Annotated in this window: 11 protein-coding genes; 3 read left to right on the forward strand and 8 right to left on the reverse strand. The window is 44.6% G+C overall.

Features of this window, described 5'->3' with window-relative positions; translation table 11 throughout:
- Nucleotides 1–1,084: 1,084 nt before the first annotated feature.
- From D1614_RS11915 to D1614_RS11945, 7 genes are all read right to left on the reverse strand, one after another.
- Nucleotides 1,085–2,395: a DUF3570 domain-containing protein gene (locus D1614_RS11915; RefSeq protein ID WP_119438175.1), complete on the reverse strand. Its 1,311-nt coding sequence runs from the start codon at nucleotides 2,393–2,395 to the stop codon at nucleotides 1,085–1,087.
- An 11-nt stretch (nucleotides 2,396–2,406) separates the two neighbouring features.
- On the reverse strand, nucleotides 2,407–2,622 hold the full coding sequence (locus D1614_RS11920; RefSeq protein WP_119438176.1) for a DUF4266 domain-containing protein: 216 nt from the start codon (nucleotides 2,620–2,622) through the stop codon (nucleotides 2,407–2,409).
- Nucleotides 2,619–3,602 (reverse strand): FAD:protein FMN transferase, encoded by a 984-nt coding sequence (locus tag D1614_RS11925; RefSeq protein WP_119438177.1) that lies wholly within the window; start codon nucleotides 3,600–3,602, stop codon nucleotides 2,619–2,621. The genes D1614_RS11920 and D1614_RS11925 overlap by 4 nt, the downstream gene beginning before the upstream one ends.
- Nucleotides 3,599–4,051: a thioredoxin family protein gene (locus tag D1614_RS11930; protein ID WP_119438178.1), complete on the reverse strand. Its 453-nt coding sequence runs from the start codon at nucleotides 4,049–4,051 to the stop codon at nucleotides 3,599–3,601. The genes D1614_RS11925 and D1614_RS11930 overlap by 4 nt, the downstream gene beginning before the upstream one ends.
- 290 nt (nucleotides 4,052–4,341) lie before the next feature.
- On the reverse strand, nucleotides 4,342–5,232 hold the full coding sequence (locus D1614_RS11935; protein ID WP_119438391.1) for a mechanosensitive ion channel family protein: 891 nt from the start codon (nucleotides 5,230–5,232) through the stop codon (nucleotides 4,342–4,344).
- 57 nt (nucleotides 5,233–5,289) lie between these two features.
- Nucleotides 5,290–7,509 (reverse strand): APC family permease, encoded by a 2,220-nt coding sequence (locus tag D1614_RS11940; RefSeq protein ID WP_119438179.1) that lies wholly within the window; start codon nucleotides 7,507–7,509, stop codon nucleotides 5,290–5,292.
- 75 nt (nucleotides 7,510–7,584) lie between these two features.
- Nucleotides 7,585–8,034 (reverse strand): thermonuclease family protein, encoded by a 450-nt coding sequence (locus D1614_RS11945; RefSeq protein WP_119438180.1) that lies wholly within the window; start codon nucleotides 8,032–8,034, stop codon nucleotides 7,585–7,587.
- Nucleotides 8,035–8,183: 149 nt separating this feature from the next.
- On the opposite strand from D1614_RS11945, the gene D1614_RS11950 reads away from it, so the two are divergent.
- From D1614_RS11950 to D1614_RS11960, 3 genes are all read left to right on the forward strand, one after another.
- The gene (locus D1614_RS11950) at nucleotides 8,184–9,722 is read left to right on the forward strand and encodes an SLC13 family permease (protein ID WP_119438392.1); all 1,539 of its coding nucleotides are present in this window, start codon (nucleotides 8,184–8,186) and stop codon (nucleotides 9,720–9,722) included.
- A gap of 106 nt (nucleotides 9,723–9,828) precedes the next feature.
- Nucleotides 9,829–11,316, forward strand: coding sequence for a Gfo/Idh/MocA family protein (locus tag D1614_RS11955; RefSeq protein WP_119438181.1), 1,488 nt, complete (start codon nucleotides 9,829–9,831; stop codon nucleotides 11,314–11,316).
- A 69-nt stretch (nucleotides 11,317–11,385) separates the two neighbouring features.
- Nucleotides 11,386–12,816 carry a hypothetical protein gene (locus D1614_RS11960; RefSeq protein ID WP_147384187.1) on the forward strand — a complete coding sequence of 477 codons (1,431 nt, stop codon included), beginning with the start codon at nucleotides 11,386–11,388 and terminating at the stop codon, nucleotides 12,814–12,816.
- A gap of 51 nt (nucleotides 12,817–12,867) precedes the next feature.
- Here the strand turns inward: D1614_RS11960 and D1614_RS11965 are convergent, their stop codons facing one another.
- Nucleotides 12,868–14,319 carry a monomeric [FeFe] hydrogenase gene (locus D1614_RS11965; RefSeq protein WP_241558104.1) on the reverse strand — a complete coding sequence of 484 codons (1,452 nt, stop codon included), beginning with the start codon at nucleotides 14,317–14,319 and terminating at the stop codon, nucleotides 12,868–12,870.
- Nucleotides 14,320–14,333: the final 14 nt, after the last annotated feature.

Here is a 14,333-nt window from a genome sequence, read left to right on the forward strand (position 1 = left end):
GTAGTTTGTTTTTTACTCCGCGATATTTGTTTTAAAAATTTTGATCATTGATTGACTTTAATCCACAATTGTTCGGGTCCGTTCGTATTCGCTGTAAAATTCGGTGATGCACTGCTGCTGTATTTTACTCGAAGCTTGTCGTTCAGAGTTCAGGGCTCAGTGTTGCCGTGCAGCCGTATTGCTGTGATGCTGTATCTTGCTCGAAGCTAGTAGTTCAGAGTTGAGCTCTTCGCCCTTCGCTCCATGCTCCATGCTCCATGCTCCATGCCCTGTGCAATTTAACAGTTTTGCAGTTTGACAATTTTCTTCGAAAGAGCTGGCTTCGCACGCTCGCCATGTCACCAAGGAGGAGGTGTTCCGGCAGCGGACAGCAGTTGACAATTTCCGGTTACGACACCCTATGTCCGCTGCCAAACGAAAACAAAACCGGACGTCATTGCGATTCGTCCGGCAGCCGACGGACGGAGAAGCAATCTGAAGGGTTTTGCGGTACTGCCGTGTTGCTGTATTCTACTCGCAGCTCGTAACTCACAACTTGCAGCTTATTCCCGCATTAAAGCATTTATGCATTTTAGCATTGCCTTCGCAAGGACTGAAGGATTGAAACGGAAAAATTTTCAATGATAAATATTCAATTTCCAATAGCTTGAAGCTCGTGGCTCGCAGCGCTTCTTCTTTGTCCCCATTTTCGAGGGGGACGAGGAATTCCGGAGGCTTCGACGAAGGAATGACGGAGGGGGTGCTGCAGTCGCAGTTTACAGTCTCAGTATTCAGTTAAAGGATAGTACGTGGGAAAAACTCGAAGCTCACAGCTCACAGCTCGAAGCCTGTAGTTCAGAGTTCAGGGGTCAGAGTTGTCCTCCATGCCCTTTGCCCCATGCCCTCTGCAATTTAACCGTTTCACAATTTAGCAATAGCCTGAAGTTCTGTGTTGCTGTGTTGCAGTTTTGTACTCGTAGCTCGTAGCTCGTGGCTTGCGGCTTGCAGCTTATTCTTGCATTCAATCCTTCCATCCCTCAGTCCTTGAACTGATCAGTCCCTCAATCCCTCAGCCCCGCATGCGAATGAACTCATTTTTATCTGATTAGTTGTCAAAAACAAATTTCAACCCGAACGAAAACATCGAGGCGCTAAACTTCGAGTTCCGGTCGTATTTGTTGTATTTCAGATCGACACTTTTCAGCCCGAATTTGTAAATGTGCTTGCTGGTAAACACATCGGTATAGGAGACCCCAATTCCAAAATTGTTGGCATGAAACTTCGACAAGTCGTAATCCGAAGTGTAATATTGTTCGGTTGACAGATGCTGGTTGTAAGGCGCAAAATAATCCGCTGCCGTTTGATCGTAATATCGGTACGACGGATAGATCGTGAATTTGTCCGTAATCTTTACCGGGATTTCGATACTTGCCGTGTTGGAGCTGATTCCCCAGTCGTCGAAATAATAGCGGTAGTAAGTTCTGAGCGTTATCCGCTCGTTTACAAAATAATTGATTCTGCCGCCCAATGCGGTTTTAAAACGCGAGTTGGGCAAGCGTTCAATGCCTTCAGCCAGGTGAAAGTTTTCGGCAAAGGCGTCTTCCACGTCGCTGAAATAAATGCGGTGGAAGGGTGTTGAAAGCAAACCGTCCTGGAGAATAAAATCAGCCGACAAATAGGCATTCATCCGGGACGATAGGATTTGCGAAAATCCAAATCCCGCCGAATAAGAGTTCCTGCCTTTGCTGCTTATCTCCGTAAATTGCGGCTGGTAATTTCCCTGTATCTGAATTCCCTGTATCAACTGATTTCCGGGAGTTCCGCCAATCATCGACGGCCGTAATTCAACCGGATAGATCAGGCTCCAGGTGTCGATGTAAACATTTCCGTGAAGCGAGAATTCGGTGTTCTTTTCGTTGAACAACCAGGTATAGGAGCCGCCGCCGCCCACCGAAGTATAGTCAAACTCGGCAGAAAACGAAAGATCAGCCGACCAAACACGGTTCCGGTCGTCGGAGCTGTGACTGTATCCAACAATGCCGTTGACCCATACATCGCTTCTGGAAGCACCGCTGCTTGCCACAAAAGGATCGGCCGGTTTTTTCCCGTCAAACGGGTCGATGTTGCTGGACGAGGCCGACGAATAAGCCGAGATATTTGCCTGTACTGTCAGTACATCGTCGTCGTTCAGCGGTACACTAACCAGGATAGTGGGAGAGAGGTCCTGCAGGTCTTCGGTTCCTTTTCCGCCGGTAACCGCCGCATTTTCTCCGCTCTGGTCGTAATAGTTCATCAGGAACTCGACTTCGGCACTTTCCAGGACCCGTTTTTTATACGACCCGTTGTTATCTGTTTCGGATTGGGCCAGTAAAGCGCCCGATAAAAGAATTAAAAATAAGCTCAGTACTACTTTCATGCTACCTGAATTTAGTTGCAGCCACATCCTCCGCCGGTTTTGCCACCGTTGGCCCCTGATGCCGCTTCGCGGTACGATTGAAAACTGTTTTGAAATTTATCGATCGAACGCTGGCTCAATGCCATGTCCGGATCGTTGATGTTCACCTTTTCATACTCTTTTAGCACGGTACACGAACTAAAAAGCAGAAGGCCTGCAACCATCCATACCAAAAGTTTTTTTCTCATTCTGTTTCAATTTTTATATTTTCTGATTGATGAATCTTTCCCTGATCATCTACTATAATGCATTCGATATGCGGAAGCTGGTTAATGCGGTCGATACCTGCTTCAATTCCCATTACAAAAACAGAAGTGGCCAGCGCATCGGCCAGTTCGGCTTTTGGCGCAAAAACAGTGGCACTGATAATCCCGGTGGCGGGGTAACCGGTTCTGGGATCAATGATGTGTGCATACCTTTTTCCATTGAAATTCACATATTTTTCGTAGTCGCCTGAAGTAACCACAGCCCCATGTTCGATGGGAAGCAAGGCAAAAGCTTTGTTTTTATCCATCGGGTTGGTAATGGCCACCATCCAGTCTTTTCCGTTGGGCTGCTTACCCCAGGTGTTCATATCGCCCGAGGCATTGATGATTCCTGCCACAACCCCTTTGCTAATCAGCAACTCTTTGGCTTTGTCGGCAGCATAACCTTTGCCGATGGCGCCAAAACCTATTTTCATGCCTTCCTTTTTCAGAAAAACCGTTGAGTTGGCTTCATCCAGAACAATGTTCTGATAACCGACTTTTTCCACCGATGCTTTGATCATTTCTTCTGATGGCATTTCTTTCATGCTGCCGTCAAATTTCCAGATGCGATCCATGGAGGCATAAGTGATGTCGAAGGCCCCGTCGGTTAATTTTGAAACACTGATGGCTCTTTGTATCAGCTTAAAAAGCTCGGGCGAAACTTTTACCGGTTTTTTGCCGGCTGCGGCATTTACGGCCGATGTTTCGGAGTTCGGATCCCACGATGAGATCAGTTTTTCAATGCGTGTAATTTCTTCAACAGCCATATCCATAAACTGGTTGGCTTCGGTTTCGCTGTTGGCCACTACGGTTATTTCAAAACGGCTGCCCATTAATTTGAGCGTGCGTTTATAAGGTTGATTGGCCAGTGAAAAACCGGTCAGAAAAACCAATAATATGGGCCATGCCAAACGCATCATTTCTTGCTGATTGATTCCAGATGTTCGAGGTATTCCCCGGGCGACAGTTTTTTGTATCCTGTTTCCCCGAGTACCTTACCGTTTTTGTCCAGCATGGCTACAAAAGGGAAAAATCCTTTGGGATTGTACTTCTCGGCCAAATGCTTGTTAAATGTAAGCTGTTCGCTGTCGGGCTGGTTTTGTTTTTTACGCGGAAAATCAGCCTTGTAAACCACCCAGTGATCGGCTGCGTAAAGTTTAAATTCATCCGAGCTCCAGATTTCCTTTTCCAGTTTCATACAGGGGGCACACCAGTCGGAGCCCTGAAAAATGAGCAGAATGTTTTTGTTTTCGGCAGCTGCTTTTGCCTTGATCTTGTCAAAGTCGCTTGTTTTTTCCTGGGCTGAAAGTGTGAGGGTAAAAAGTACGAATAGAATACCAATCAAAACTTCGTTTTTTTTGAAATGCATTGTCAGTGGTATTAAGTGAATGATTTTTACGAAATTTTGTTCATATAAACCCCGTTTGGAAGGAATTGTTTTTCCAAACGCTGGATTTAACGTTTCTTAGTGTTATGTCACCTTAATTCAGCTTGCGGAATTTAACAGCCCACAGATAACGCAGATTTACGCAGAAAATGATTTCACCCATTTGAGTGAAATAAAATTTGCGGTAATCAGCGCAATCTGCGTGAAATAATAAGTTCTTACGGAATTAAGGCACCAATTGTTTTTCGGAGAGAATCTATTTTGAGGAACTATTATTCTCCCGCAGTAAAAAAACGCGTGGTAGGATAGGCGAAGTGAATATCTTTTTCTGTGCCAAAGGCTGTTAAAATACGTTGCCAGATCTGGTTTTCAGAACCGCGGCGGGTACGCGGATGGCAGAGATAACGAATGGTCAGCCGCACACCAAATTCTTTTACCGAGGTGTAAACGATGGGAGTGAGGTGTTTGTAGTAAATCATGTAGTTTTTGCTGGCTTCCAATATCTCTTTTTTTGCCTTTTCAGGAATGCCTTCTTCCAGTTCGTTAATGATTTCTTCCAGTATTGTTTTGGCCTTTTCCCAGTTGCTTTCGAAGGTGATGTTTACTTTTATTTCGTTCCAGATGTATTCAAAACCGGCGCTGTAGTTGGCCTGCGGTTCCAGAAAAACCTTTCCGTTGGGGATGTGGACAATGCGCCCGGTACTTTGGTCGGCTTCCACCCAGTTTCCAATTTCCAGGATGGTGAACTGGAACAAACGGATGTCGATAACATCGCCTACGTTGTCGGCAATCTGAACCCGGTCGCCCACGCCGAATGGTTTTCTGAAAATGATAAAAAGCCAGCCGGCAAGGTTGGTTAACGGATCTTTCAGTGCAATGGCAATACCTGCGGTAAAAAGTCCGAGGAAAGTCCCGAATTCCTCAAAAGCCTTAATCCATACTGCCGCAATCATCAACAAACCGATAAAGGGCAAAGTCATCGAGAGCGATCTTTTCCACTGGTAACGCACTTTTACGTCTTCGGTGCGGCGCCAAACCAGTTTTAAGATCAGCAGGCGAAGCGCCGAAAGAAAAATAATGATCAGCACAGAAACAACTACTTTGCTGAATGTCTCTGTGTTTAACCCGATGTGGTGTGTGATAAATTCGTTGAATTGATTCATAATAACCATGTCAGTACAGTCGGTTTAAAATACAAAAAAACAGTTTGAAATTTTAGCTTATTCTATGGCTTTTTGGTTTTTGGAATGAACGAATAGTACCGTTCCCAAATCATCGTATCCCTTGAACAGATCTTCTTTTCCGTGTTTTACCAGTTCTTCCCGAAGACCAATAAGAGTGAGGCCTGCTTTTTGCGAATGTTCCGCAATAATTGTTTTGGCCGAAACACCGGCAGGTTGTAGTATCACCCTTACGTTTTTCTCGTTAATAGGTAACCGCCCAAGAATTATCAGGTTTTTAAGTTCGGTTTTTGTGGTGTTCAGCTCATTTTCTTTGCAAAGTGCGAAGATTTTGATTTCCGTTTTTTTCAAATCGGGGTGTCCCAGGATAATAAAGCTCAACAAGATCATCAGGTTGGAGTTTTCGGTGTCGAGCGAGTTGATCCAGATGTGAATGCCGTTTCGCATGTTCATGGGCTTTTCGGAGCAGGCCAGGATACAAATGTCAAACCTGCCGCTGTTTACCAGTGCAAAGTTTTCCACCACTTTTTTTAGGTTGTCGGGCTGTTCCTTGTCATATTCAAAAATGATCATGTTGTTTTCCATCCCGGCAACACCCGGTATTTGAATGGCCTGCGAAATAGCCGAAGTATAAGACGGAGAAATGATGGTATCCACATAAACAAAGTTGTCCACTTCATTAATGGCCTCCAGAATGTCAGACAGCTTTTTCTCGGCCAGTTTAACCGTATTTTTTGAATAATAATCTTCGATCAGGTGCAGGTAAGTTCCAAAACCATATTTATACGAAATCCAGTTTAGCAGCTGAAAGGCTTTGTTTTTATGAATGGGTTTGCTCGATATGCAGATCGCACTCGGGCGCCATTCCTGTTGCGATACTTTTGTCCGTCTTTTCTGCAACATGATTTGGATGTCGCGGTTCAGCTGAAAAATGGCATTGGCAAAAATGGAAGCAAAGCCCTTCCTGTTTTTATGATAATGGTTGATGTACAGGTAAATCAAGGTCATAACCACAATGGCCAGCAAGGCATAGGCCGTACTTATTTTAAACATTACCCAACCCGAAACCAGGAAGCCCACCAGCGAAATGTACCAGCGCGATTTAAACGTAGGCCGGTACGATGGTGACGATCCAAAATGATTCAGAAAGGATATTAAACAGAGCGATCCGTAGGTGACCATAAAAAACATGGAGATGATGGATGCTACAGCGTTTACGTTACCCAGCGCCACAAATACAAAGGCAATAACCGAAGTTACCAGCGAGGCGTTTTGAGGTTCATTGTCTTTGGGATTTCCCCTCGACAGCCACAGGTTTATTTTTTTCGACGGGAACGCTTTGTCTAAAGCCAGTGCCTGCAACGTACGGGGGGCAACCATAAACGACCCCAGGGCCGAAGAGAAAGTCGACGCTGCCAACCCTAAGGGAATCACTACCGCTCCTGCAATGGCAATGTCTCCCATCACCAATTGCTTGTTCAGCAGATCCTCAACCGGTGCCGATGCCGCCAACTTGAAAATCACAAAAAAGTAAATGATCATTCCGGAAAAGGTTGCCAGAATGGTGCCGAGAGGGATGGATTTTGACGGCTTTTTGAGATCGCCCGAAAGCCCAACTCCGGCGGTCATTCCGGTAAAGGCCGGGAATATAATGGCAAACACCAGGAAAAAGCTTTCAGAGTTGCGAAATTTACTGTCGGCCAGCGAATAGTCGGCATTGGCAGCATGGCTGGTGTCACCAAGAAAGAACATGATCAGCGAAATAAATAAAATAGCCACCACAAAATAGAGCGCTTTTACTCCCAGGTTGGCGCCTTTTTTTACGATCATAACCGCCAGTCCCAGCATTACAGGAAGGCTGATCACCTGACGAGGCAGGATTAGATCAAACTTGCTGGCGAGGAAATTAAAGAAGAACTCAAAAGCTTCAGTAAAGGCAATGGTGTAAAAAGCCACACTGATGGCTTGCGAAAAAAACAATGCGATGCCAATGGTGGCTCCGATGTTTAAGCCAAACGACCGTGAAATAATAAAATATTCGCCACCACCCTCCACGCGCTTGTTGGTGGCAATTTCAGAAATAGCCAGAGCTGTTGGAATGGTTACCAAATGTCCCAAAAGTATGATCAGTACAACTCCCCAAAAACCAAGTGTCCCGACTGCAAATCCGAAACGCAGGAACAGTATCGCTCCGAGTATGGTAGAAATTGCCGTGAAAAATACCGGAGCCGTGCCAAATTGTTTTGTCTGATTTATCATAAAAGAATCAATCTTGTAATACTATAAGACAGATCGAAGATAAAATGTTTTATGTTATTCTGTCAATTGTCCCGATCAATATTCCGCAACAACAGCAAGGCCTTTCTCCACCAGATCGTCGTTTAAGCTTATCAAACTGTCGGCTAAACGAATTACCCCGATGTAACGCCCAAACTTACCCACATCCTTATTGGTTTCAACCATCACTTCGTACTTGTTTTCCTCCATGCGTTTAAGTACGTATTCCTTTGCTTCCATTCCTCTTTTGTATTCTTCGCTGTCTTTCTTTACGTTGTATGTTTCAGGGGTATTAATTCCGCGAAGCCGGATGCGTTGAAGCGTTGTTATTTTAAATCCAAGATCGATCACCAGGTCCAGTGTATCTCCGTCCACAACGCGGTCAACTTTTGCTCGATAAGTGTACATGGTAATGTTTTTTGTATGATTTGTTTTTAGCACATAATTTAAATCAAGATAAGGAATGTAGCGGTAAATAGTAAATTTCCGTTCATATATATTTTTCATAGAAGGAACTCAGAAGCCATTCGTTTTACATTTGATCTTACGGATTTTGTTGGAAAGTGGAGAAGAAATTTCCAATTGTCTTTATCTCTTTTATTGATGTATAACTTATCTTTTACTAACTTATGGCAAATCAAACTGAACGATCTGTTATGCCTAAACTTGCTGAACCGGCTAAAAAGAAATCATCGATCCTTGCATTGGTAGTTGCCCCGCTAATCAGTTTATCCATTATTCTGTTTGCTGATCTGGATCCCGGAAATCCACAGGTTACTTATTGTTTTGCAATTGCCCTGTTAATGGCTGCGTGGTGGATCACAGAGGCTATTCCATTGGCAGTTACAGCTTTGTTGCCGGTGGCTTTGTTTCCGCTTTTGGGAGTGGTGGATGGAAAAACGGTTTCGTCCATGTATTTCAATCACCTGATCTTTCTTTTTATTGGTGGATTTCTGATGGCATTTGCGATGGAACGCTGGAATTTGCACCGGCGTATTGCACTGAAAATTCTGATTCTTTTCGGAATTAGTCCGGGCCGGATTTTACTGGGTTTTATGCTCGCCACTTCCTTTTTGTCGATGTGGATGTCGAACACCGCAACTGCGATGATGATGGTGCCGATTGCTTTGTCAATAATTATGAAACTGGAAGAAAGCCTGGGGAAAAAGAAGATGGGGAAATATGCCATTGGCTTGTTGCTGGGTATTGCTTATTCTTCTTCCATTGGCGGAATTTCTACGCTGGTGGGTACACCTCCCAATCCTTTGCTGGTTAGTGTGGTGGATATCATGTTTCCTGAAATGCCTGAAATATCGTTTGCCGACTGGCTTATTTTTGCATTGCCGGTTACGGTACTGATTTTTATTATCGCCTGGTTGCTGCTTTATTTTATGTACAAGCCCAAAAAAAGCTGGGAGAAACTGCAAATCGATGATTTTAAAAAAGAACACAAGGCTTTGGGAAAAATGAAGACTGAAGAACGCATTGTATTGGCGCTTTTTTCAATACTGGCATTTTTATGGATCTTCCGAAGCGGGTTTAGTATTCAGTCGTTTGTTATTCCTGGGTGGTCGCAATTGTTCGAAAACCCTTCCTATATCAACGACGGAACAGTGGCTATTTTCATTTCTTCGATACTTTTTATGATTCCTTCAAGGTCTCAAAAAGGGGAGCGGATCATGGATTGGGAAACCACCCGGAAGATGCCCTGGGGAATTATTCTTTTGTTTGGAGGAGGATTTGCACTCGCCGAAGGATTTGTGGAATCGGGTTTATCGGTTTGGTTTGGGCAGCAAATGGCCGGTTTAGCGGATGTACAGCCCATTGTCATTACCTTTGTTGATGTTGCACTAATGTCGTTTCTAACTGAGCTAACCTCCAATGTGGCCAGCACCGAAATGATTTTACCGATTCTGGCAGGTTTGGCAACTACCATAAAAATAAACCCGCTGTTGTTGATGATTCCTGCTACATTGGCGGCTTCGCTTGCGTTTATGCTTCCGGTAGCCACGCCCCCCAATGCTATCATTTTCGGCACCAAACGGATCAAGGTAAAAGACATGGTTCGTACCGGTTTTCTGCTAAATCTTGCGGGGATTATTATTGCCACCCTTATTATGTATTTCTGGGGAACGGTGGTTTTTGATATCGACGTTTCCGTTTTTCCTGATTGGGCTGCCGCTGCAATCAAGTAGAGGGTGTATAAAAGTCATAAATTTTTTCATTGATTAAAGTAATCTTTGGAAAAAATTTAATAAGTTTGACATATATTCTGTATAATATCTATAATTTATTATTGTAATGAGTACAAATCGTAGAACGTTTCTGAAGCACATTGGTATGGGAGCCGGTGTTGCTGCAACCACTCCTTTGTTGAGTTCGTGCAACACAACATCGGATGAAGAAAAGGTAAAATTCATCCGCGAATCAGCGGAGCGTGTTCCGGCCATGAATTTCAATATGTGTGGTTATGCTGCACCAAAACTCGATAAAGTGCGGGTTGGTTTTGTTGGAATTGGCGACCGCGGCTCGGGTGCTGTAAAAAGAATGACTTACATTGATGGCGTTGAGATTGTGGCCTTGTGCGATGTAAGACAATCGGCTGTTGACGGAGCGCAAAAAATACTTGCCGAAGCCGGTTTGCCAAAAGCCAAAGAATATGTTGGCAGCGAAACTGAATTTAAAAAGCTGGCAGCAGACGGAATCTGCGATTTGATTTATACCGCTACTCCCTGGGAATGGCACGTGCCGGTAGGAATTGCTGCTATGGAAGGTGGCGCACACGCTGCGCTGGAAGTGTCGGCTGCTAAAACCATGGACGAGTGCTGGCAGATGGTTGAAACGTCGGAACGTACAAAAAAACATTGTGTTATTCTCGAAAACTGTTGCTACGATTTCTTTGAACTGCTTACTTTGAACATGGTTCGCCAGGGTGTTTTTGGTGACCTGATTCATGGTGAGGGTGCCTATATTCATGATTTGGATTACTGGCATTTCAACAAACCGAAGGACGAACAAATGTCGGATGGTGCTTATTACAAAATGTGGCGTTTGCGCGAGAACACCCACCAGGCCAATGTTTATCCAACTCACGGACTTGGCCCTATTTGCCAGGCAATGAATATCAACCGTGGCGATAAAATGGATTACCTGACAGCCATGATCTCAAACGATTTTACGCTAAAAAACAGAATAGAAGAAAAGGCGAAGGAAGATCCGTTCTTTGAACAGTTTGTGGGGCTGGAAATGCGCGGAAACATGGACATGCAAATGATCCGCACCAACAAGGGAAGAACCATCCTTATTCAACACGATATTTCATCACCCCGTCCGTATTCAAGAATACATATGTTAAGCGGTACCAAGTGTTTTGCCCAGAAATGGCCTTTGGAGCATATCGCTTTTGGTCACAGCGTGGCTGACGAGGCCAAAAGAAAAGAGCTGGAGGAAAAATATACTCCGGAAATTGTTCGCAGGGTAGGCGAAATGGCCAAACAAGTAGGCGGACACGGAGGTATGGACTTTATCATGGACTGGCGTTTGATCGATTGCCTGCGCAACGGGCTTCCGGTTGATATGGATGTATACGATGCTGCAGCCTGGAGTAGTATTTGGCCTCTAAGTGAATGGTCGATCGCCAATGGCTCAAAACCAATTGAAATTCCTGACTTCACACGTGGAGCATGGAAAACAAACAAACCGGTTGAACCTGATTTCTCAGCCGGCGGAGGAAACACTAAAGTACGCAATCTTGTAGATGCCAACGCTGAAGGACAGCTAAGCGTTTAGTAGTATAATTTTCATAGAAATTAATGGGAGCCGTTTCCTTTTGGGAACGGCTTTTTTTTACTGAAAAATATGAATATAACTAAGTATGTTTTAATAATGATGTGCATTGCTCAGGTTGCCTGTACTAATGCAGATAAAAAGCTGAAGAAGGCGGATAGAATACATGTTGTAACCGATTTGTCGCACGAGTTTTCGTTTTATGCCGATAACCGGTTTCATCAGCAATATTTGCCCGGACAAAAATGGGCAACCAACTGGTGTAACTTACACAATTTCGATTTTTCGAATGCAAACCTGCTCGTTTTACTGGATTGTGATGACCGGATTGCGTACAACGAAAAAGATTTAAATACAATTTCTGATTTTCTGCACGACGGAGGAGGTGTAGTTATATTCGGTACCGAAAGCAGCAAATCGCAAAACGATTTATTACGAACATTTGGTGCCGGGTTTACCGGTGTTGCCCAATTACCGTTAATAGGATCGGAAGCAATTGCACAAAGCGAATTTATTTCGAATGGGGCATCAGTACTGTCACTTGAAAAACCTGCAAGCTGGGAAGTTTTGATTCATGATGCCGTTGATAAAGCGGTGTTGGCCCGCAAAAAAGTAGGGAAAGGAACCTTGCTGGTATCGTCGCGTTCTTTAGCCGGAAATCACCCCAGTGCCCGCGATTCGATCAATAAAGAAATGTGGGTGCCATTATTGCAGGAGGTTGCCTCCGGGAAAAGTGTCGATCCATTAAAAGCTTTCAATTCGAGAGGTATTGAAGACCTGGAACACAACGACGATCATGGTACATTTGAATTGAGTTACAATGATTATATGCAACCGTATGCAGAAGCCATGGTTAATGTATACAAACGTTCTTTTCCTTACATTGAGAAAAGAATGGGTGTCGCACTTTCTCCGGGAATGGCATCAAAAATAACTTTGCTGGCAACTGGCGGTGGCGGTTTCTCGAGTGGCTCTGTTGTTGCGCTTGCGGTTTGGTGGGGAGGCTTTCCGGATAAAGAAGACAGCATGATTGAATTCCTGACGCATGAATCAGTGCACTCATGGGTGTTGCCATTTGCCGAGGTTTGGAATGAACCCATTGCTACGTATGTTGGCAACCTTGTTATGATGGATATGGGCTACGGCGAAGAAGCCTTGAAACGTATTGAGCAAACCATTCAACGTGCTATGAAATACGACCCGGATATGAAAAATTATGATATCAGGGGCGAATTGACCGGCAAAGGAGAAGAGCTTGATAAAGGTGCTAAAAACAATATTCATTGGGGAAAAACTTATTGGGTATTTGAGCAGCTGCGAAAAGAAAATCCCGATTTTCTGGCTGATTACTTCAGGTTGAAACGTCAGTACGCCACCAAAGATAAAATTAGTGAATACGATATGAATAACACCGTTGCCTTACTAAGTATGGCCATGAAAAAAGACTTGTTTACATGGTTTAACAAACATGGAATGCCTGTGTCAAAAGCAAGGCAGAAATAGAGGTTGTGCTGTAGTTTCGTACTTCTATGTAGAGAGCGAACGGAACTAAAATTATTTCAAATTCACATTAAACAACTTACGGTTTCCGGCCAGTTCACCTAACGAGGCCGGGCCGTTTATACAGCCACCTTCGCAACACATAACCTCAATAAAATTGGCAGGCGCTTTTCCTTTGGCGTAGGCTTTCAGCATTCCCAACGCTTTTTTATCGATGCCGTTTATGGCCAGTTCGTCAATTTTTATGTCGGGGCGCTCGGCTTTCACCGCAGCAGCTACTCCGCCTGACAAGGCAAAGCCACGGTCCAGTGTTTTGGCGTTATTGCGTTTTTCATTGTCGGGCAACTTGCCAAGGTCGATATCCAGTGCCACAATCATCGCATTCAGCTCTTCAAACGACAATACCAGGTCTACTTTATCGTTTTTGCGGGCTTCTTTTCGTTTGCCAATACAAGGGCCGATAAAAACGGTCTTGGTTCCCGGATACTCTTTTCGGGCAATGTCGGCAGCGTACATCATGGGCGACGGAGTGTCAGACACAAAGGGGCGAAGACCGGGAACGTGCTTGTCGACGGCTTCCACGTAACTGGGGCAACAACTGGTGGTCATAAAAGGCTGTCCGTGTTCAATACGCTCGGCAAACTCGGCCGATTCATGAATTACGGTTTGACGGGCTCCATCGGCCACTTCCACCACTTCGTTGAACCCGATTTCTTTCAGCAGGCTTTCAATCTGTCCGGTGGTAAGGTCGAACTGTCCGTGTATCGCCGGTGCAAACAAAGCAGTGAGGTGTTCTTCGTTGCGGATGGCCATCATCACATCAATGATTTGGCTGACTTCGAAAATACTGCCAAACGGACAAGCTACGAGGCATTTCCCGCAATAGATACACTTTTCATCATCAATGCGCTCAACACCGTATTCGTCTTTCGAAATAGCACCAACCGGACATGCCGCTTCACACGGAATAGGCACGTGAATAATGGCGTGGTACTGGCACTGTTTCTTACAAATGCCACAATTGATACAGCTCGCCGGATCGATTTTTGCCTGTCCGTTTTGCATGCTTACTGCGCCTTTCGGGCAATTCATGATACAGGGGCGTGCCACACAGCCACGGCATAAATTACTTACCACGTACTGCGCTTTCACACAGCTGGTGCAAGCTTCGTCAACTACGGTAAGTATTTCGTTTTTTAACGATGGACGTTCTTTGGCCTGCTTAGCATAATAACGAAGCGGCGTAAGTTCGTCTTGCTCTTCATCGACTGTAAATCCAAGCAGGGGAAACATTTTGTATTTGATCACTGCTCTTTCCTTGTGGATACAACAGCGGTGCTGTGCAGGCTTTCTTTTGGGCGCCATTTTTATCGGAATCCGATCAATCTCGTCTTCCAGCCGGCCATCGGCAAAAAGTTGTACAATCTGTCGTAGTAATTCACGGCGGATGATGTGTGTGTTGCTTGTATAGCCCATTTCCCTGCTTTGATGTTTTTGATGGCGCAAAAGTAGTATTTTTT

Origin of the sequence: Maribellus luteus (genome assembly GCF_003576475.1) — a bacterium.
Classification (GTDB): Bacteria; Bacteroidota; Bacteroidia; order Bacteroidales; family Prolixibacteraceae; genus Draconibacterium; species Draconibacterium luteum.